This is a genomic window from Flavobacterium sp. Arc3 (assembly GCF_041431375.1).
Taxonomy (GTDB): Bacteria; Bacteroidota; Bacteroidia; order Flavobacteriales; family Flavobacteriaceae; genus Flavobacterium.
Map to the genome: position 1 here is coordinate 59,976 of NZ_JASMRI010000018.1, position 20,914 is coordinate 80,889.

The window sequence follows — 20,914 nt, forward strand, 5'->3', positions numbered from 1 at the left end:
TTTTAAACCTCAAAGTTACAAAGTTTAAATTCGTTTTCAGCCTTACAAAGCAATTTATCCCTTAAAATTAGTACAATCTTTTGGGTGTCCCAAAGTGTCGAAACCAACAAAAAAGGGCTTCCTTATCTCTTGCGTATATAAGCTGCCTTAGCAACCTTTAAAACACTGCACTTACTACTATATACATGTCTGCATACTACCATTTCTGAGAACAATGCAACCACATGAAGTGAGGTAAATTTAAAAAAACTCGAAGTTATGCTCCAACAGTGATTGCTTCGTTACTAACAATAAATAATTTTACAGTGTTTTTTCTTAATACTCTTCTATCGCTTTATTTTACCAGCAACTATTTATGCCTTTTTTATAATCAAGTAGCCTACTTGATAGTTTAAAGAAATAATAAATTGTGCAGCTATTCTTTGTATACGCTTACTACCCTTAAAGAGTTGCTGCGATATAAAACTCATATAATTTTCAATTTCTTATATGGTTTGAAAAAAATTCATGAATAACTAATCCATAATAAAAATTGCTTACAAATATTTATTTCCACTTTCTTAGAACAGACCGTAGTGATAATAAAAATGTATTTATTTACCTTTAAATTTTCCCTTTTAACAAAAAAACAACTTAAAAATCCAAATACTAAAAATGACACAGTATACAATTATTCTTAAATTAAGTTAATTCAACATAATTTTAAAAAAAATAGGAATTTAAAAAATAGGAGTCATTTTTTTATACCAAAAGAAAACCTAACCAACTAAATTTTATAGTGAGATGCTAAAAAGATAGATGTATTCGTAAATTTGAGAAAATATTATAAATTCATTTTCCACCCTATCTTCGTTGGCGGTTTTGAATTTTGGACTCCAAATTATGCAATCAAATACTACTACCGTTACCAAAAATCCTTACTTACTTGCTTGGGTTTTTGGATTGATCTTTTATCTTCTTGAATATGCCGTTCGTTCTGCACCAAGTGTAATGATTCCCGAGCTTTCACATGCTTTTACAACTTCAACAAAAGGAGTCAGCTCCGTTATAGGAATGTATTATTTAACCTATTCGATTACAAGCTTAATCGCTGGAATCGCTTTAGATAAATTAGGAGCAAAGTACCCATTATCTATTGGGACAATCATTGTAGGATTAGGTTGTATCTTATTTGCTGTATCGAGTATTTATGATGGCTATATTGGTAGACTACTACAAGGCGCTGGTTCTGCAATGGCATTTCCCGCTTGTGTTTATTTAGCTTCAAAAGCTTTTTCTCCACGTAAACTGGCGACTGCAATTGGCGTAACACAATCTTTAGGTATGTTAGGCGGATCTGCAGGGCAATTTATAATTGGACCCGCCATCAGAAACGGCTACAGCTTACCTTTTATATGGATTGGGTTAGGTCTCTTAATTATTGCTATCGGTATTTTCATTTTATACATTACTCCACAAGACAAGGTTGAATTGGCCGCTAAAAAGACAGAAAAAGGCGGATTACTATCCCCTTATAAAATTGTTTTCAGCAATTCGCAAAGCTATTTGTCTGGTGCGATTTCTGGATTATTATTTGCTCCCACAACTATTTTTGCAATGACTTGGGGTGTCGCCTTCTTTCAAAAAGACCGTATGATGGATTTTGAAACCGCTACACTTGTTAGCGCTTGTGTCGCCTTGGGATGGGCTGTTGGTTGCCCGTTAATGGGATGGATTGCAGATAAAATAGGTCGAAGAAAACCGGTTCTGATTGTAGGCGCATTATTCATGATTTTAAATTTATTGCAATTGCTTTATTTTCCAGAAATGTACCCCGCATATATAAGTACATTCCTTTTAGGAGTAGCTTCTGGAGCAGCAATGATACCCTATTCTATAATCAAAGAGAGTAATCCTGACAAAGTAAAAGGTAGTTCAACTGGAGCCATTAATTTCTTAACTTTTGGTGTAACGTCATTACTAGGACCTTTATTTAGTAATCTGTATGGAAACACTCTAGGAACAGCTATAGATAAGGAAATTCATTTTCAAAATGCAGGCTTGTTTTGGGTAATTTGTATTGGTATAGCTGTAATTTTTGCTTTCCTTTTGAAAGAAACTGGCAAGAAAAAATCGGAGATAGTTTTCTGAAAATTTAAGTTTACTTTTGCTGTGCCAAAGATTTAAACGCTATGGATATCCTTTATAAATCGTTGTTCTTTATCTGAGCAATAAAGCTAATATGCCCTTACATTTCTTATATGGTTTAATGAAACTTGAGGAGCCAACGGTTTCTAAGGCTATCCTTTTCGAAACAAAACTTACATAACTTATATCATAAACAAAAGTTTGCGTCTCTATGGGATTTCTCCTCAATTCACCGTGTAACAAAACTTATATGACTTATATGGTAAACAAAAGTTTGCATCTATCTGTATTTATCTTTCTGATTCTCTACGAAAAATAAATTTTCCGATTCTCTGCAAAACAAAAAGTTACTATATTTACCATTCACATAAAAATAGCAACGCCAATAAAATTTCGCTTCGTGAAACAAAAATTCATTCTTCCCTTTTTCCTAATTGTCCAAATAGTTCTTCTACAAATCATTTCTTTTTTCCCTGAAAGCGTGGAGCGTTATTATAGTAATGGCCTATATCTTAATATCTCTCACTTTTTAAGAACTATATTGGGGCGTATTCCTTTTTCGTTAGGAGATTGTCTTTATATTATTTTAATTTTCTTTTTTTTAAAATGGTTCTGGAACAAAAGAAAATCCTGGAAACAAAATTGGAAAGACAATAGTTTGCAGCTGCTCCGTTTTTTCTCCATATTTTATTTTTTGTTTCATATCCTATGGGCATTGAACTACTATCGCCAACCACTCTTTGAAAAAATGAAAATTAAAAGAGAGTACACGGATGCTGACTTGTTGGATTTTACAAAAAAATTGATTGCAAAAACCAACCAAATCCAAATCCAACTTACAAAGTCAGATAGCTTAAAAGTGGTTTTCCCTTATTCGCAAGAACAGGTTTTCACAATGAATTTAAATGGTTACAATAACTTGTCAAAGCAACATCATAACTTTCATTTTATAACTTTAAGCACTAAAAAATCATTGTTTAGTGTGCCCTTAACGTATATGGGATTTGGAGGATATTTAAATCCGTTTACAAATGAAGCGAATGTGAACTATTTAGGTCCGATGTATAGTTTCCCCATGACTACCAATCATGAAATGGCGCACCAAATGGGATTTGCTAACGAAACCGAATGCAATTTTATTGGTTTTCTAGCATCTGTGAAAAATGATGATTTGTACATAAAATATTCTGGCTACAGTTATGCTTTACGGTATTGTTTAGGCATTTTAGAATATAGCAATGAGGAATCATTTGACGAACTACTAAAAACAGTTCATCCCGGCATATTAAAAAACTATCAGGAAAGCATTAACTTTAGAAAGGAATACAAAACACCTATTGAAACTGGTTTTCATTTATTTTACGATCAATTCCTAAAACTGAATCAACAAAAAGACGGCATAGAGAGCTACAGTAAGTTTGTGAATTTGATGGTAAATTATTATAAAGACAATGAATTATAAAAATTGTTAATTATCAAAATTTAGAAATTATTTTTAAACCTCATCACTTGTAAATGCGGTGAAGCTCTTCTTTTTATAAGGTCTAATAATCAAACGCCCTTCCCGGTCAAAACGGATATAGTTGTAAACCCAATTTAAAAAAACCACAGCTTTATTTTTAAATCCGATGAGTGAAAATAAATGCACAAACATCCATACAAACCAAGCGAAAATACCACTGAAATGGTAATTAGGTAAATCTACTACGGCTTTATTACGCCCAATAGTCGCCATCGATCCCTTATCATTATATTCAAAAGGTTTCATTTGTTTTTTAGCTATTAATTTGATCAGGTTCTCCCCAAGCAATTTACCTTGCTGTAAAGCAGGTTGCGCCATCATAGGATGTCCTTGTGGGAACTCCTCTGTTTCCATAGAAGCGATATCTCCTACTGCAAAGATGTCATCATAGCCTTTTACCTGATTGAATTGATTCACACGGATACGTTCTACTCTTTCTACCAAAGAATTAGCATCCAGCCCCGCTATTACAGCTCCTTGCACTCCTGCTGTCCAGATTACGGTAGCAGTTTCAAAAGTTAAATCAGAATTAGTGGTTATGGTACGACCATCATAATTAGTCACCCGAACGTTCTTCCAAATTTTAACGCCAAGTTCCACTAAGAATTTTTCAGCAGCCAATGATGACTTTTCGGTCATGGTGTTAAGAATTCTATCCCCACTTTGAATTAGGTTAATTTCCATTTTTGCTATATCTAAATCAGGATAATCCTTTTGTAGAATCGCTTTTTTCATTTCGGCAAGAGCACCAGCTAGCTCAACTCCTGTGGGCCCAGCACCTACGAGTACAAAATTGATTAAACTATTCTTTTCGGCAACATCAGTAGTTAAGACTGCTTGCTCAAAGTTCTCCAGAATGAGGCTTCTGATATTTAATGATTGTGGTATGGTTTTCATCGCCATACTATAACGTTTAATATCTTTATTACCAAAATAATTAGTTTTTGACCCAGTAGCCATAACCAGATAATCATAGCTTAAATCCCCTATTTCGGCAATTATTTTTTTGTTTTTAGTATCTATTTCCTGAACATTTGTTAGACGGAAATAAAAGTTGTCATATTCCTGAATCACCTTACGAATGGGATAGGCAATAGAACCTGCCTCAAGACCACCCGTAGCCACCTGATATAATAAAGGTTGAAAAGTATGGTAATTGTGCTTGTCTAAAAGAACTACTTGTACTTTTTGATTCTTTAGTTCTTTGGCTAGTGCAATTCCTGCAAAACCACCACCAATAATTACGATTCTAGGTAAAGTTGAATTAGGGATATTCATAATTATTTTTTATTTCTAATTTTTAAAAATCAAATATACAAAGTTTAGTGTTTGTTGTTGAAATTTACGGCAACTGTAAATGTGATTTTGAAAAATATTCGTTGTAGGTAGCCCCGATGACAATGAAAATCCTCCCGTTTTTTAGGGAGATTGTAATGTACAGCGGGACGAGGCAAAAATGTTAAACTAACTCTTTGTGCTCCTAAAAATTGTGTTACTTTGTAACAAAATTGACTTGAAGTACACTAATCATTTATGAGTGAAAATCTAGAACATTCTTTTGTCACGCAATTGAAGGAAAATCAGAATATAATCCACAAAATTTGTAGATTATATACTGACTGTGAAGATTCTCATAAAGACTTATTTCAAGAAGTCACGATTCAATTATGGAAGGCTTTTCCAAAATTTAGAGGCGACAGCAAATTTTCTACTTGGGCCTATCGAGTAGCGCTGAACACGGCAATCACATTGTACCGAAAAAACAAACGATCATTATCTACCGTTGAGTACGAAGGCCGGCAACATTTTATTAAGGACGTAGAGTATAATTATGAGGAGGAAGAGCAAATAAAGCTTATGTATAAGGCTGTATATCAATTAAACGACATTGAAAAAGCATTAGTTTTTATGTATCTTGAGGATAAGGATTACCGCGAGATAGCAGAAACATTAGGGATTAGCGAAGTGAATGCTAGGGTAAAAATGAACAGAATAAAGGGAAAACTAAAAAAAATATTAAATCCTTAAGGAATATGAAAGAGCTGGATTTATTAAAAAAAGACTGGCAAAAGAACAAAGATTCTTTTGAGCAGATATCAGAAATAGAAATTTATAAAATGATTCATAAAAAATCGTCTTCTATTGTGAAGTGGATTTTAATCATCAGTATTATGGAGGTGTTATTGTGGACGTGTCTAAGCCTAATTTTTAATGCAGACGATTATCTTAAAAAAATAAATAGCGAGGGATTCGTTTCCTATTTAAAGATATTTACCTACTTAGGTTATGGAGTAATCGTAATATTCATTTATTTATTTTATAAAAACTACATCCGAATTTCAACAATAGCTTCCACAAAACAACTGATGAAAGATATTTTAAAAACTCGTAAAACGGTACAGTGTTATGTTTGGTACAATCTAGCAATGATAGTATTTGGTCTAATTATTGGATTTATAATCGCTTTATTTTACAATCCCGAAACTGTTGTTTTGAGAGAAAAAATTGAAAGTGATCCAAAAATTATGGCAATCACCGTTGGTATATTAGCCTTAATTACCATCGTATTATTTGGATTGTTTTGGTTGTTCTACAGACTACTGTATGGTATTTTACTGAGAAGGCTGCATGCCAATTATAAAGAACTGAAGAAGATAGACTTGTAGTAGAATTAATTATTTTTTTCAAATAAAAAACCCAGCAATTTTAAGTGATTGCTGGGTTTATATTATTATAAAAAAGGGATTTTCTTAAGTTATTAATATTCCCATTTACGAAGTGTATTTAATTTCTCTTGTTCTTCGACTTCTTCTAATGGAATTACTTTTAAGAAAGAGGAGTGTTGCTCGATTGCATACTCTACTTTCTCTACGATGTCGTCAATAGAATCATTTTCATAGTCAATTTCAAGAGGCTCTTTGATGATAAATGATTGAAGAATTCCCTTCTTTTTCATACGAAGCCCTTTTTTGTCAAATGAACGACGAAAACCGTCAATAACAATAGGAACCACTATAGGTCGGTGCTCTTTAATTATATGAGCCGTTCCCTTACGAACAGGTTTGAAAGATTTAGTTGTTCCTTGCGGAAAAGTGATTACCCAACCATCTTTGAGTGCTATTTTAATATTCTCCGTATCATTAGGGTTAACATCTTTTTTATCAGTAACATCCTTTCCTTTTTCACGCCAGGTTCTTTCTACCGTAATGGCACCAGCATAAGCCATTATCCTTGTCAACAAACCTGCGTGCATGGTTTCTTTGGCGGCCACATAATAGATGTTTAACTTGGGATTCCATAAGTACAATACATTTTTTATATTGTTTTCTCTCCCCTTTAAACTAGCGTTAAATACATGAAACATAGCAACAACATCAGCAAAATAGGTTTGATGATTCGATATAAAAAGCACGTTAGTGTCTGGTAAATTTCTAATAATCTCTGAGCCTTCAATCTGTAATTCATTGAAACCTCTATAACGCCTATGGGTAACGCCTCCGAAAATTCGAATCAACCATCTCTTCACAAAAAGAATGTGCCCAAAAGGATTTCTCTTAATTAACCCCATAAAATTGTGTGTTTATCTTGTAAATTTGGATTACAAACTTACGAAATTTATTTTTTGTACTCTATTGTTATAACTATGTGTTCGGTCGAAATAAGAAGCTTGATTACTCACTGCTTATCTAATCATTTCTCTGAATCCAAAACCGACTTCAACACATCTTTTAACTCACTAAGCATCATCGCGGTAGCGCCCCAAACAACATGCCCTTCAATCTCAAAAGCAGGAACATTAATATTCGTGGCATAAGAAGTCGTCATATTTGCCTCAATTATTATTTTGTCGCTCAGAAAGACCGATAATGGCAATTCAATGATACTAGAAACTTCAGTTGGATCAAGCACAAAACACACCTCCTCTTTACAGATACCAAAAAATGGATAGACCATAAAGTTACTTGGTGGTATATAGGTAGGCGTAAATAATTTAATAATTTCCATCTGATTAGGAAGTATTCCCACCTCTTCATGTGTTTCCCGTAAAGCCGTCACAGAATAATCTGCATCTTCTGTTTCCCATTTCCCTCCAGGGAATGCTATTTGCCCAGAGTGAACGCCTTCATAAGAGTTCCGTACAATTAAAACTAAATGTGTCATCCCATTCTTTGGGTAAAACAACATCATAACCGCCGCCATTCTTGGGTCTTTATTTTCACTAAATGCATTTTTTAAGCTTTCCATTCTTTCAAATGGAGCCATTTTAAGATGCGCCTCCATCGCAGGAAGTTTCGCTTGAGCGAAGTGAGGAACATATTCTAAAAAATGTTGAAAATCCATAATCAAAGTCTATTTTTGCATATTAAAGTAAATGTACTCTAGAAAATAATAGTTCGCAAATTTTCTAATAATCAAACAATCAAAATGTATAGCAAAGAAGAAACTCAAAAATTAAAGAGAGAGTTCTGGGTGACATTCGCAGAAAAATTCCCTCGTAAATGGGTGTTATATGACACAAAAATTAAAGACTTCTCTTTTAAGTTTTATGTAGACAATAAAAAAGCCCAAGTTTTAATTGATATTGAGCATCGAAATAACGAAACCCGAAATGCTTATTTTGATAAACTAGAAGCCTTAAAAAATATATTGGCAGACGAATTTATTGCCGATTTAGTATTTGAAAGAGACTACGTTCTTGAAAACGGGAAAACAATCAGTCGTATATGGGTTGAAAAACTAGGAGTAAGTGTTAGTAACAGAAACTACTGGGACGAAATATTTGCTTTTTATAATGAAAAAATGACTGCTTTGGAACTTTTCTATTCAGAATACGATGATTTTATAAAAGACATAGCATAGTCGAAAAAAACTGATTTTATTAATTTTGTTTTTCGTGCTTTCGACAGCACTGATATTATATTCTTACAAGTAAAAAAGCGATTATTAAATAGAATTTTTACTATTCAATAATCGCTTTTTTTTAATCCTAAAATAGAGTGCTAGTCGATCTTTAGAAACTACTTGTATCCTACAAACGAGAAGTGTAGTCTATTCTTATAACTTCTAAAGACTACAACGGAATATTTCCGTGCTTTCTATTAGGGGTAACACTTACTTTATTTTCAAGCATACTGTATGCTTTAATCAATTTTCTGCGTGTATCTTCTGGCAATATAACCTCATCCACAAAACCTCTTTGAGCTGCAGTATAAGGATTCGCAAATAACTTTGCATATTCCGCTTCTTTTTCTAAAAGTTTAGCTGCAGGATCTGCTGCTTCGTTAATTTCCTTCTTAAAGATAATCTCTGAAGCTCCTTTGGCTCCCATCACCGCAATTTCGGCAGTAGGCCATGCATAATTCATGTCGGCACCAATGTGTTTCGAGTTCATCACATCATAAGCTCCACCGTAAGCTTTACGGGTAATAACTGTAATTCTAGGCACGGTAGCTTCACTTAAAGCATAAAGCAGTTTAGCACCGTGTACGATAATGCCATGCCACTCTTGATCTGTTCCTGGCAAGAAACCAGGTACATCTACCAAGACTAACAAAGGAATATTGAAACAATCGCAAAAACGGGTAAATCGTGCCGCTTTTTTCGAACTGTTCACGTCCAAAACTCCGGCTAAGTACAAGGGCTGATTTGCCACAATACCAATGCTTCTTCCGCCTAATCTGGCAAAGCCTACAATAATATTTTCGGCATAATTTTTATGAACTTCATAAAAGGAATCTTCATCAATAATCCCTGCAATAACATTATGCATGTCATACGGCTTATTCGGATTATCAGGAATTATAGTTGCTAATTGTTCTCGTAGCTCATCGTTTAATTCATAAGGCAACTTTGCAGTCGTCTCTTTATTACTTTGTGGTAAATAGCTCAACAATTTTTTTAGATCTTCTAGACATTCTACATCATTTGCAGAAGTAATATGTGCCACACCTGACTTAGTAGAATGCGTACTTGCCCCTCCCAGTTCTTCTGAAGTTACGGTTTCATTAGTCACCGTTTTCACTACATTGGGTCCCGTCACAAACATATAACTGGTGTCTTCTACCATCATGGTAAAATCTGTCATAGCAGGAGAATATACCGCTCCACCGGCGCAGGGCCCCATAATAGCAGATATTTGCGGAATAACACCACTTGCTTGTACGTTTCTATAAAAAATATCAGCATAACCACCCAAAGAGCGAACACCTTCTTGAATACGAGCACCACCTGAATCGTTTAATCCAATCATAGGAGCACCCATTTTTACTGCCATATCCATAACTTTACAGATTTTTTCAGCATGTGTTTCAGACAAAGCTCCACCAAAAACGGTGAAATCCTGGGCAAAAACGTAGACCAATCTTCCATTGATGGTTCCGTATCCGGTAATTACACCATCGCCGTAATACTGCTCTTCTGCCATTCCGAAATCTGTCGTACGGTGTGTCACCAATATCCCAATTTCTTCAAAAGAACCTTCATCCATCAAATAGTTAACGCGCTCTCTGGCGGTTAATTTCTTCTTTTGGTGTTGTTTTGCAATTCTATCTTTACCTCCACCCATATGGGCTTGAACAATTTTATCGTTTAATTCTTTTATTTTAGACTCCATAATTTATTGATTTGGTAATCGTACTATTTTTTGATCTTCAAAATATTGCTTCAAAGCGATCATCGCGGCAATTTCAGCTTCTTGTGCCAATTGATTTTTCAACAAGTCAGCACTGTAATATTTTTTCACAAAGTGCGTGTCAAAATTACCAGAACGGAAAGCGTCGTGTTCACAAACAAATTTACCGAAAGGCAAAGTAGTTTGAACTCCTTCTACCAAATACCCATCAATTGCTTTGATCATAATTTGGATAGCCTCTTCTCGGGTTTCGCCATATGTGATCAACTTAGCAAGCATTGGGTCATAATAAATTGGTATATCCATTCCTTGCTCAAAACCGTTATCCACACGAATACCTTCGCCAACAGGCAATTGGTACACATCTAAATGTCCAACACTTGGAAGAAAATCATTCATGGGGTCTTCTGCATATACACGCAACTCTAACGCATGTCCCTTTATTTTTAAATCTTCCTGCTTGATTTCTAATGCTTCTCCCCTAGCAACCTTGATTTGTAGTTCTACTAAATCCAGTCCAGTAATCCATTCGGTCACGGGATGCTCTACTTGCAAGCGAGTATTCATTTCAAGAAAATAGAAATTATTATTTTCATCCAATAAAAATTCTACAGTTCCTGCTCCTAGATAATCACAAGACTTGGCAACTAATACGGCTGCTTCGCCCATTTCTTTACGCAATTCTGGTGTTAATACCGAAGAAGGAGCTTCTTCTATTACTTTTTGATGGCGACGTTGTATGCTACATTCTCTTTCGAATAAATAAAGAATATTCCCATGACTGTCAGCCATGATTTGTATTTCGATATGACGCGGAGATGCAACATATTTTTCTATAAAAACAGAACCATCACCAAAAGCATTTATAGCCTCGCTTATTGCTCTTTTCATTTGGCTTTCAAACTCTTCTTCATTCTCCACAACACGCATCCCTTTACCGCCACCACCAGCAGAAGCTTTAATCAAAATAGGAAAGCCTATTTCTCTGGCAACTACTTTTGCTTTTTCAATATCGGTAATCGCTTCGTCTAAACCGGGAACCATCGGAATGTTGTATGCTTTAACTGCTTCTTTTGCAGCTAACTTACTTCCCATTATATGTATGGCTTTCGATTTAGGCCCTATAAAAATGATGTTGTTTTGTTCTGCTTTTTCAGCAAAATCAGCATTTTCACTCAAAAAACCATATCCTGGATGAATGGCATCCACTCCTAATGATTTGGCCACTTCAATAATTTTATCCCCTAATAAATAAGACTGATTCGAAGGTGATTCTCCTATCCAAACTGCTTCATCAGCAAATTTGACATGTGGTGCATTTCTATCGACTGTTGAATAAACAGCCACTGTTTTAATACCCATTTTCTGGGCGGTCTTCATTACTCTAATGGCAATTTCTCCCCTGTTGGCAACTAATATCTTTTTCATATGCTTATTCAAATTCAATTAATAACTGCCCTTTATCTACAGCATCTCCTAACAGTACTGATATTGATTTAATAATTCCGTCACGTGGAGAAAGAAAACTGTTTTCCATTTTCATGGCTTCCAGAATTAACAGACTGTCGTTTTCTTTTACTGTCTGTCCCACTACCACACTAATTTCCAATATCAATCCCGGCATAGGTGCTTTGATCGCATTGATCTGCTTGGTCAATCCTACCTCAAATCCCAATTCATGTATAAGCTGATCTAAATCATTAGAAATAGCAACAGTATAGCTGTTGTTATTTACTTTTACAATATAGGTTTTATGATTAAAATCAGCCGAAAGAATCTCCGCTTTGTAGGGTTTGTTTTCGTGTAGTACATGGAATGTTTTAGCATCCATATTTACAGCGTCGAGCTGCGAAACTTGTTCTTTATCAAAATCAAATTGAAAAGAATCATTTACTTTTACTTTATAGCTATCACTCATTAATGCAATTTTTATGGTCGTAAAAATAAGTAAAAGAAAACGTTTTCGTAATATAAAAAGACAGATTTATGCTAAAAAGGTATAGTTATACAACTATATTTTGAAAATATAAATTTCATTCCTTCCTTTAAACTTTCGAGTTATGTAAAACTCTTTTATAAAAAAGCTAGTGTGATCTTTAAAGAACCAATAACCCAAACTCCCTTAAAGTGTTAATTGGCTTTGAGTACCAAAACAATTCGAAGTCCTCCAGATTACTCTCGAAATCGCTCTTAATTTCCTGAAAAGTCAGAATTTTAATATTAGTTACTGCTATTTTCTGAAGCATAGCTACTAACCATTCTCCTTCTTTCTTATTTGTTTGAATGCTAAAACTTTCTTTTTTGTCATGAAAAGTCAAAGTCATCATTTCCCAAGAATTTCCTTTTTTAGATTTGGTAAAATGATCAACCGAAGGCTTTCCTCCCAACCAAACAATTTTGGCTGTTGCTTTTATATTAAAGTCTTCCGCTACTTCCAAAGCATTAAAGATATAGTCTTCGGAAATTTTAGTCTTCGGAATTTTAAATTCAAACCAGTCCTGCAGTTCATAGTCGAAACAGATTCCGTGCATAAAATTGAATAATGATTTTTTGAGTCCAAAACTAAACTTGTCGTGATCTATTCCTGTGGAGTCAATATAGTTAATATCATTATTAGCAAAAGTCCCTATGACTTCCGTTTCTTTAACAACGCCAAATTTCTCTGGATACATACCTACTGGACTGTGTGCCGTCATGGCAAATTGATGCCAAAAACCAGACTGCAATACTCCTGCTTCAAACAATTGACGCACCATTTCCAGACTGTCCACCGTTTCCTGAACTGTTTGAGTTGGATAGCCATACATCAAATAGGAATGTACCATAATCCCTGCTTCGGTAAAATTGCGGGTGACTTTGGCTACTTGCTCCACCGTTACTCCCTTGTCTATCAATTTCAACAAACGATCTGAGGCTACTTCGAGACCTCCAGATACGGCAATACAGCCCGATGCCTTCAATAACAGACACAAATCTCTGGAGAAGCTTTTTTCGAATCGAATGTTTGTCCACCAAGTCACTGATAATTTTCTTCGAAGTATTTCGAGTGCCAGCGCACGCATCAAAGCGGGAGGAGCAGCTTCATCTACATAATGAAAACCATTTTCTCCTGTTTGCTCCATCATTTCCTCCATACGATCGCAAAGTAAACTAGCCGCAACTGGTTCGTAGATTTTGATGTAATCCAATGAAATATCACAAAAAGTACATTTCCCCCAGTAACAACCATGTGCCATCGTGAGTTTATTCCAACGTCCATCGCTCCACATGCGGTGCATAGGGTTTACAATCTCGATAACCGAGATGTATTTATCCAAAGGCAAATCAGAATAATCTGGCGTGCCCACTTGTGCTTGCTTGTAATCTGGTTTTAGGGAATTATTTTTGTAAACTACTTTGCCATCTTCTAAAAGAAAAGTTCTTTTGAAGGAGTTGTGATTCGGGTTTTCAATATTGGCTATTAATTCCTCAATAGGCACTTCGCCATCATCTAATGTAATGTAATCGAAAAACTCAAAAACACGTTCGTCCGAAAGAGAACGCAATTCAGTATTTGGGAAACCGCCTCCCATGGTAATTTTAATTTCAGGATGGTAGTTTTTAATCCATTGCGCTGATCTAAAAGCACTGTATAAATTCCCAGGAAACGGAACAGAAATTAAGAATAATGTAGGTTGAATAGTTTCTATTCGTTCTTTTAGAATCGAAAGTAAAACTTCATCAATATAAGTTAGTTCTTGTTGTAAAGCTTCGTACAATTCGTCGAAAGAATTGGCTGATCTACCCAAACGTTCCGCATACCGGCTGAAACCAAAATTGTCATCCACACATTCTACAATAAAATCAGAGATGTCTTCGAGGTACAAAGTGGCCAAATGTTTCGCTTTGTCTTGCGTCCCCATACTTCCAAAAGCCCAATCGAGTTCTTCCAACTGAGCAAAACGAGAAGCCTCCGGCAAATAATCTTCTTGGCAGATTTGCAAGGCCAATGTTGGATTTTTTCCTTGCAGAAAACGAATTACCGCATCAATAGTTTTGATGTATTCATCCTGCAATGCAAAAATACGTTTGGAGTTATCTGAAATCGTGTTTTTTGAATCTTGAAACTTTAAACCTGAAACTTTAAACAAATTTAAAAGCCCATCTTTCGAAAACAATTTCAAAATCACTTCGATCCCTAAATCTGCCTGAACAGAATCAATGCTTTTGGTATTCAGAAACCCTTTTATGTAAGCGGTTGCTGGATACGGTGTATTCAGTTGGGTAAAAGGCGGCGTAATGAGAAATAATTTGGTTTTCAAAGGAAATAAGTTTTGTGCAAAAATAAGGGTTATTTGTGTTCTTTCCACGAAAAGATTAAAAGACAAATTTATTGTGGTTGTATTAATTTTAAAAAAGTGTGTCATACTAAAAAACTATTTGGGTTTCTACATATTTATCTATATTTACAATCTACACTTCAAAATAATATTTTGCTTCCAACACGTTTAAAGATCTATGTTTAAAAACTACAAACTCGGTATATTTGCTTTAATAATTTTATTCGCTCTCAATATAAAGACCTACTCCCAAACAATTCAGTGGCAAAACACGATTGGAGGTAATGATACAGAATGGGCTGATTTTATAGAAGTATCAAAGGATGGGAATTATATTTTGGGAGGATATTCTCACTCTAATATTTCTGGTGATAAAAGTGAGAATTCGAGAGGCGCAAGTGATTATTGGTTACTAAAAATTGATGACGTTTCTGGTAATTTATTATGGCAAAAAACAATTGGAGGAAATAATTATGATCATTTAACTTCTGGAAAGGAAACAACCGATGGTGGTTACATCCTTGGCGGATACAGCTCTTCAGGAATATCAGGAGAAAAAACTCAAAATTCAAGAGGAAATGATGATTATTGGGTCGTAAAACTAGATGCTAACAGAAATATTATTTGGGATAAAACTTTTGGTGGAACCGGGGTAGATCGATTAACATCAATTATTCAAACTTCTGACGGAGGCTATCTTATTGGAGGATCTTCGAATTCTGATATCTCAGGTGAAAAAGCGGACAATTCTCGCGGAAATCTTGATATGTGGATTATTAAAATCGATGCATCTGGAAATATAATGTGGCAAAAAACATTTGGAGGCAGTAATTCTGATTGGGTTCAATCTATTGTCAAAACTCCAGATGGCGGTTATATTTTAGCGGGATCATCGCATTCAGGGATTTCAGGGGACAAAACTGATAACTCACGAGGTGGAGGCGATTACTGGATCATAAAAATTAATTCTCTAGGCTCAATCATATGGCAAAAAACTTATGGAGGGGATAATGGTGATTATTTAAAATCTATAATAGCTACCTCCGATGGCAATTATATTTTAGGAGGAGACTCTTTTTCAAATATTTCTGGAGACAAAACGGAAAAAACAGTAAACAACTCAAATGACGTTTGGCTTTTAAAAATAAACGGCCTAGGGCAAATATTATGGCAAAAAGATATTGGCGCAGATAGTACTGAAGCATTTGCTGATATTCGAATGACCTCCGATAATGGCTTTATTCTTGGCATCATGTCCTACTCGGGAATTTCAGCATATAAAACCGAAGCTTCAAGGGGAGACCGAGATTATTGGATAGTGAAACTAGATTCAACTGGTAAATTTGAATGGGACAAAACGGTAGGCGGTGATAATCTTGACCAGCCTCAATCTATTGTGCAAGCAAAAGATGGAGGATATGTAACATTGGGATGGTCTCAATCTGATAAATCAGGAGACAAAAGTGAAAATAAAAGTGGGTTGCAGGATTTATGGGTAGTTAAGCTTAAGCTATGTTCTCAAAGTTTATCCGCAAGTAGTAATTCTCCAATTTGTTAAGGTAAAACCATACAACTCTCTGCTAATGGTGGAACAAACTATTCTTGGACAGGTCCAAATGGCTTTTTATCCACTGAACAAAACCCATTCATTCTTAATGCAGCTCCATTGCAAGGTGGTCAATATACATGCACTATAACAGGAACTGGTGGATGTGACGATACAAAATCTACTATTGTTGTAATCAATAGTCTATCAGAACCAGTAGCAACTTCACCGCAATCATTTTGCATTACCGAAAATGCATCTTTAAACAATATAATTATAAACGGCCAAAACATAAAATGGTACGATTCTCTGACAATAGGATTACAAATTCCTGAAACCACAGTATTAAAAAATGGAGGTAATTATTACGCTTCACAAACTATAGCTGATTGTGAAAGCAATCGAATTTTAATAAACACCCGACTTTTAGCGGTTGCAGATTGTGATTTAATAATAGATGATGATACATCATTAGCATACCCAAAATACTTTACCCCAAACGGCGATGGCTTTAACGATACCTGGAAAATCAAGTTTTCAGATTTAGAGACGACACTAAGTATAAAAATATTTGACCGATACGGTAAATTCCTAAAAGAATTAACTCACAACAACTCTTGGGACGGGATGCTCAATGGTCATGAACTTCCGGCTACTGACTATTGGTTTATAGTAACCAGAGTAAATGGAAATGAGTACAAAGGTCATTTTAGCCTAAAACGATAAAAATAAAAAGCGCAAAATTGAATAAACTTTGCGCTATTTTTTAAAATTTTCGTGAATTTGTGTTTATCCAAATTTAAAACTTATGTTCCTTTTTGCTAATTACCAACAAAGAAAACAAAGAGATACAAGCTGCGAAAGTCAAATAAAAACCTACGTAAGTTAAACTATAATGTGTTGCCAACCAAATCGCAATCATAGGTGCAAACGCGGCTCCAATAATCCCTGCCATATTAAATGCTAAAGAGGTACCTGAATAACGAACATTTGTAGGAAATAATTCTGATAAGAATGTTCCTAATGGACCATAAGTAAATCCCATCAAAGCCATTCCCACACATAAAAATAGTGTTACTAGAACAGGACTCCCTGAATTCATGAAAAATGAAAATACAAAACCAAATAAAGCAATTGCTGTTGTAGCATAAATAAGCATTTGTCTACGCCCAACACGATCTGCCATGAGTGCCGAAACAGGAATAAACAGTGCAAAAAACAACACCGAAAACAACTGCATTAGCAAAAAATCTCTTTTAGAATAACCTAAATCTGATGTTGCCCAACTCAATGTAAAAACCGTCATTAGATAAAAAACTAAGAAAGTCGTGATAGCAGCAAATGTTCCAAAAATCAACTGATTTTTATAAAATTTTATAAGAGTAAAAAAGGGAACCTTCACTTCTTCTTCTTTTTTTGCGTTTTCAAAAGCGGGAGTTTCGGTAATTTTTAATCGGATATAGAAACCAACTACGACTAATAACGAACTTGCTATAAAAGGAATTCTCCATCCATAATCAAGAAAATCTTGAGAACTCATAGTATCTGTTAAAATCAAGAAAGTTCCACCAGAAAGCAACAAACCTATTGGCGCACCTAATTGCGGAAACATACCATACCATGCGCGTTTATTAGGCGGAGCGTTCTCGATAGCTAACAACACGGCTCCACCCCATTCACCGCCTAGACCAACACCTTGGCCAAAACGGCAAAGCATCAATAATAACGGCGCTGCAATTCCGATACTCGCATAACTAGGTAAAAAACCAATACTCACCGTTGAAATTCCCATCGTCAATAAAGCAACTACTAATGTCGTCTTGCGACCAATTTTATCTCCATAATGACCAAAAACTGCCGAACCAAGAGGTCGAGAAAGAAAAGCTATAGAAAAAGTAGCTAAGGATAGTAAAACCGAATTGGTACTATCTGCAGATGGAAAAAATAATTGAGGAAAAACTAAAACTGCCGCATTAGCATAAATATAGAAATCAAAAAACTCAATCGTTGTACCAATTAAACTACCAAAAAGAACATGTTTTAATGAATTTTCTTTTTTCGGATGTGAACTATCTTTCATAGGAAGGTAAAATATTTTTGTAAAATTGATGTTATTTTTCGAAAGTAACAAATGAATTTAGTCCCAATAACATTGACTTTTCAAGAAATCAATCCTGCTCTTTTAACTCTATAAATTTGAAATAAGAATAAACAATTGGCACCAAAGATATTACTACTACTACTACTACTACAAAAACATAAATAAAAATAGTTTTAGCAATTGTCAGACTACTCAATACTATTATCAATCCTCTGACAATCACAAATTACCTACAATAGCATGTGGTAACTTCCAAACTTCCTTACTCTCTAATCTCCGAGACGTTTTTATTCCAATAAAATAATTGGGCTGGATTACTTTAAAATAATTCCCTACTGCTATAAATAAAGCACCAAGTGGAATAAAAATAAAATTTGAGTTTCTTTCAATAAGAACTCATGACTGCACTTTATATACTAAAACAAAAAACGATTTTTCCCGATTATTGAATGACTATTTAGTCATATAAATAAATCTAATTTCTCCCACACCAATGCATTTCAAAGTAAAAGAACTAAAGTCTTACACTGGGATCTTAAAAAACAAACCCAATTATTATCCTATTAAATACATCATATTTATGCTATAAGAAACAATACACTTCAATAACATTTAACGAGCTGTGATAAAACTAATTTCTTTAAATAAAGAAACCTATAATTATAACCTTCAAATTTACGAATCAAATATTTTTAATCTCCTTTTATAACTAAATCATCTAATTTAATATAGTTTTAGCATATTTATTTGCTCATCTATATTTTTAACCGTAAAATTACATAATATTAACATATCCTTAATAGATAAAATAAGATCTTCTGCTTTGAAAATAGAATCAAAATATACTACAACTCTTGATGACTCCGCACTATGGAGCCAGCTAAAAGCAGGAGATGAAAAAGCTTTTTCAGTGCTTTTTGAAAAGTATTACGAGCATTTACTACGATATGGAAATTCTTTTTCAAACCACTCTGAAAAAGTTCAAGACTGTATTCAAGATGTATTTGCTGATATTTGGTTATATAAACATTCTTTGAGCGACACCGATAATGTAAAAGCATATCTATTATCTAGTGTTCGAAAAAGAATTGCTAGATTACAGGAACGCGACCATATTTTTAGTAAAACAACTTCAACAGATACGATTCAATTTTTATTTGATTTTTCGATCGAACACCAATTAATTATCGACGAAAGCACCGCCGATAAGGTACGTCAACTTAACACACTAATTAATCTTTTACCTTCTAGACAAAAAGAAGCGCTGTACCTTAGATACCACCAGGGACTAAGTGTAGAGCAAATTGCTGATATGTTGGACGTCAATTACCAATCAGCTAATAATTTATTACACCGCGCATTACTCAACTTACGCAAAGAATGGAACACCAACATTCCTTTACTAATACTATTGTCTTACAGTATATTATAATTTTATCTTAAATAAATTAAAATAAAATCTTAATTTACTGAGTATATAATAAGAAAACTGTCCTTTATCTCTTTGTAACCTTATTTTTAGATGCAAAAACGTAATAAATATACCGAAATAGAAGATTTTTTATCTGATGAATCATTCCAGTCCTGGGTACGCACAAATGCGGACTTTGAAAACTGGGAAGAATGGACATTAGAAAATCCTATTCGAGCCAAATTAGTTGAAGAATCCAGACAATGGATCTTAGCAATGAAGGTTCCTGAAAATAACTTACCCACATCAATTATTCAAACGGCATTAGTAGCTACTTGGAATAAAATTGAAAATAATGAAACTTCAAAAAATAGAGAAATAAAATTATGGAATAATAATTGGCTAAGGTCCGTTGCGGCAGTTTTGGTTTTTGGTTTAATTACTTCATGGACCTACAGTCATTTATTTATCCCTACGAACTCTACTCAAGTTTACAATGAACTTATTCAAGAAAATAATGATGAGGGGCTTGTTGAACAAACCAATAATTCAAATAAGTCGCAAATAATTACTTTATCCGATGGAAGCTCTGTTTTATTACAACCACAAAGTAAATTGAGTTACCCCAAAAATTTTGTAGGAAACGAAAGAAGAGTCTATTTATCTGGTGAAGCATTTTTTGAAATTAGTAAAAATCCTAAAAAACCATTTCTAGTCTTTGCCAATGAAATCGTTACTAAAGTAGTTGGAACTAGTTTTAGGATAAGTGCATTTTCGAACGAGCCAAATGTAGAAGTGCTTGTAAGAACAGGAAAGGTGAAAGTGCAGTCTAATGAAAGTATATCAAGTTCACATAAAAAGGAGGAAATCACATTGCTTCCTAATGAAGCACTACGTTTTACTCGAAAAAATTCAACGTTCGATAAAATCACAGATATTACAAAAGATAAAACTTTAATCCATTCTGCTCGAACTATAGAACAATTAAGTTTTGATTTTACTGACATTCCCGTTAGTCAGATCTTCAAAACAATGGAACAAGCTTATTTAGTAAACATTGAGTTTCCTAAAGACAAATTAAAAGAATGTCATCTTACGACTTCACTAATTGACCAGCCTCTACCAGAAAAACTTAAAATCATTTGCAAAGCGCTAGGAAACAATACAAGTTATGAAATGAACGGAAACCAAATCATCATCTCTTCAGATGGTTGTAATTAATTTATTTAATGCCTATGTAACATGACCTAAAAATAA

At 34.3% G+C, this 20,914-nt stretch carries 18 protein-coding genes; 9 read left to right on the top strand and 9 right to left on the bottom strand.

The features are described 5' to 3' along the window. Nucleotides 1-882: 882 nt before the first annotated feature. Both QO200_RS13490 and QO200_RS13495 read left to right on the top strand, forming a co-directional pair. Complete coding sequence (locus tag QO200_RS13490; RefSeq protein ID WP_371540973.1) at nucleotides 883-2,130, top strand: MFS transporter; 1,248 nt, start codon at nucleotides 883-885, stop codon at nucleotides 2,128-2,130. A gap of 478 nt (nucleotides 2,131-2,608) precedes the next feature. After that, a complete protein-coding gene (locus QO200_RS13495; protein ID WP_371540999.1) occupies nucleotides 2,609-3,589 on the top strand; it encodes a DUF3810 domain-containing protein in 981 nt (326 codons plus the stop codon). Between the two features lie 33 nt (nucleotides 3,590-3,622). On the opposite strand, the gene QO200_RS13500 is transcribed toward QO200_RS13495, so the two are convergent. Continuing rightward, nucleotides 3,623-4,927: an NAD(P)/FAD-dependent oxidoreductase gene (locus QO200_RS13500; RefSeq protein WP_371540974.1), complete on the bottom strand. Its 1,305-nt coding sequence runs from the start codon at nucleotides 4,925-4,927 to the stop codon at nucleotides 3,623-3,625. 255 nt (nucleotides 4,928-5,182) lie between these two features. On the opposite strand from QO200_RS13500, the gene QO200_RS13505 reads away from it, so the two are divergent. After that, the gene (locus QO200_RS13505; RefSeq protein WP_074723875.1) at nucleotides 5,183-5,677 is read left to right on the top strand and encodes an RNA polymerase sigma factor; all 495 of its coding nucleotides are present in this window, start codon (nucleotides 5,183-5,185) and stop codon (nucleotides 5,675-5,677) included. Between the two features lie 5 nt (nucleotides 5,678-5,682). After that, the gene (locus QO200_RS13510; protein ID WP_371540975.1) at nucleotides 5,683-6,315 is read left to right on the top strand and encodes a hypothetical protein; all 633 of its coding nucleotides are present in this window, start codon (nucleotides 5,683-5,685) and stop codon (nucleotides 6,313-6,315) included. Between the two features lie 92 nt (nucleotides 6,316-6,407). On the opposite strand, the gene QO200_RS13515 is transcribed toward QO200_RS13510, so the two are convergent. Together QO200_RS13515 and QO200_RS13520 are read right to left on the bottom strand one after the other, a co-directional pair. Continuing rightward, complete coding sequence (locus QO200_RS13515; protein ID WP_371540976.1) at nucleotides 6,408-7,217, bottom strand: lysophospholipid acyltransferase family protein; 810 nt, start codon at nucleotides 7,215-7,217, stop codon at nucleotides 6,408-6,410. Nucleotides 7,218-7,339: 122 nt separating this feature from the next. After that, nucleotides 7,340-7,990, bottom strand: a complete 651-nt coding sequence (locus tag QO200_RS13520; RefSeq protein ID WP_371540977.1) for a CoA pyrophosphatase — start codon at nucleotides 7,988-7,990, stop codon at nucleotides 7,340-7,342. Between the two features lie 84 nt (nucleotides 7,991-8,074). Here QO200_RS13520 and QO200_RS13525 point away from each other — a divergent pair, with 84 nt between their 5' ends. Continuing rightward, nucleotides 8,075-8,509 carry a DUF4268 domain-containing protein gene (locus tag QO200_RS13525; RefSeq protein WP_371540978.1) on the top strand — a complete coding sequence of 145 codons (435 nt, stop codon included), beginning with the start codon at nucleotides 8,075-8,077 and terminating at the stop codon, nucleotides 8,507-8,509. A gap of 211 nt (nucleotides 8,510-8,720) precedes the next feature. Here the strand turns inward: QO200_RS13525 and QO200_RS13530 are convergent, their stop codons facing one another. The 4 genes from QO200_RS13530 to QO200_RS13545 form a co-directional block, all read right to left on the bottom strand. Further along, nucleotides 8,721-10,262 (bottom strand): acyl-CoA carboxylase subunit beta, encoded by a 1,542-nt coding sequence (locus QO200_RS13530; RefSeq protein ID WP_371540979.1) that lies wholly within the window; start codon nucleotides 10,260-10,262, stop codon nucleotides 8,721-8,723. A gap of 3 nt (nucleotides 10,263-10,265) precedes the next feature. After that, nucleotides 10,266-11,708: an acetyl-CoA carboxylase biotin carboxylase subunit gene (accC, locus tag QO200_RS13535; protein WP_371540980.1), complete on the bottom strand. Its 1,443-nt coding sequence runs from the start codon at nucleotides 11,706-11,708 to the stop codon at nucleotides 10,266-10,268. 4 nt (nucleotides 11,709-11,712) lie between these two features. Further along, nucleotides 11,713-12,198, bottom strand: a complete 486-nt coding sequence (locus QO200_RS13540) for an acetyl-CoA carboxylase biotin carboxyl carrier protein subunit (RefSeq protein WP_371540981.1) — start codon at nucleotides 12,196-12,198, stop codon at nucleotides 11,713-11,715. A 178-nt stretch (nucleotides 12,199-12,376) separates the two neighbouring features. Further along, nucleotides 12,377-14,581, bottom strand: coding sequence for a radical SAM protein (locus QO200_RS13545; protein ID WP_371540982.1), 2,205 nt, complete (start codon nucleotides 14,579-14,581; stop codon nucleotides 12,377-12,379). 196 nt (nucleotides 14,582-14,777) lie between these two features. Between QO200_RS13545 and QO200_RS13550 the strand changes: the two genes are divergently transcribed. Further along, nucleotides 14,778-16,157, top strand: coding sequence for a T9SS C-terminal target domain-containing protein (locus QO200_RS13550; protein ID WP_371540983.1), 1,380 nt, complete (start codon nucleotides 14,778-14,780; stop codon nucleotides 16,155-16,157). A gap of 9 nt (nucleotides 16,158-16,166) precedes the next feature. Beyond that, nucleotides 16,167-16,871, top strand: a complete 705-nt coding sequence (locus QO200_RS13555; protein WP_371541000.1) for a T9SS type B sorting domain-containing protein — start codon at nucleotides 16,167-16,169, stop codon at nucleotides 16,869-16,871. A gap of 73 nt (nucleotides 16,872-16,944) precedes the next feature. Here the strand turns inward: QO200_RS13555 and QO200_RS13560 are convergent, their stop codons facing one another. Both QO200_RS13560 and QO200_RS13565 read right to left on the bottom strand, forming a co-directional pair. Next, complete coding sequence (locus QO200_RS13560) at nucleotides 16,945-18,225, bottom strand: MFS transporter (protein WP_371540984.1); 1,281 nt, start codon at nucleotides 18,223-18,225, stop codon at nucleotides 16,945-16,947. 240 nt (nucleotides 18,226-18,465) lie between these two features. Next, nucleotides 18,466-18,636, bottom strand: coding sequence for an SdpI family protein (locus QO200_RS13565; protein WP_371541001.1), 171 nt, complete (start codon nucleotides 18,634-18,636; stop codon nucleotides 18,466-18,468). Nucleotides 18,637-19,069: 433 nt separating this feature from the next. Between QO200_RS13565 and QO200_RS13570 the strand changes: the two genes are divergently transcribed. Continuing rightward, nucleotides 19,070-19,678, top strand: a complete 609-nt coding sequence (locus QO200_RS13570; protein ID WP_371540985.1) for an RNA polymerase sigma factor — start codon at nucleotides 19,070-19,072, stop codon at nucleotides 19,676-19,678. A 90-nt stretch (nucleotides 19,679-19,768) separates the two neighbouring features. Next, nucleotides 19,769-20,878: a FecR family protein gene (locus tag QO200_RS13575; RefSeq protein WP_371540986.1), complete on the top strand. Its 1,110-nt coding sequence runs from the start codon at nucleotides 19,769-19,771 to the stop codon at nucleotides 20,876-20,878. The last annotated feature ends 36 nt before the right edge of the window (nucleotides 20,879-20,914 follow it).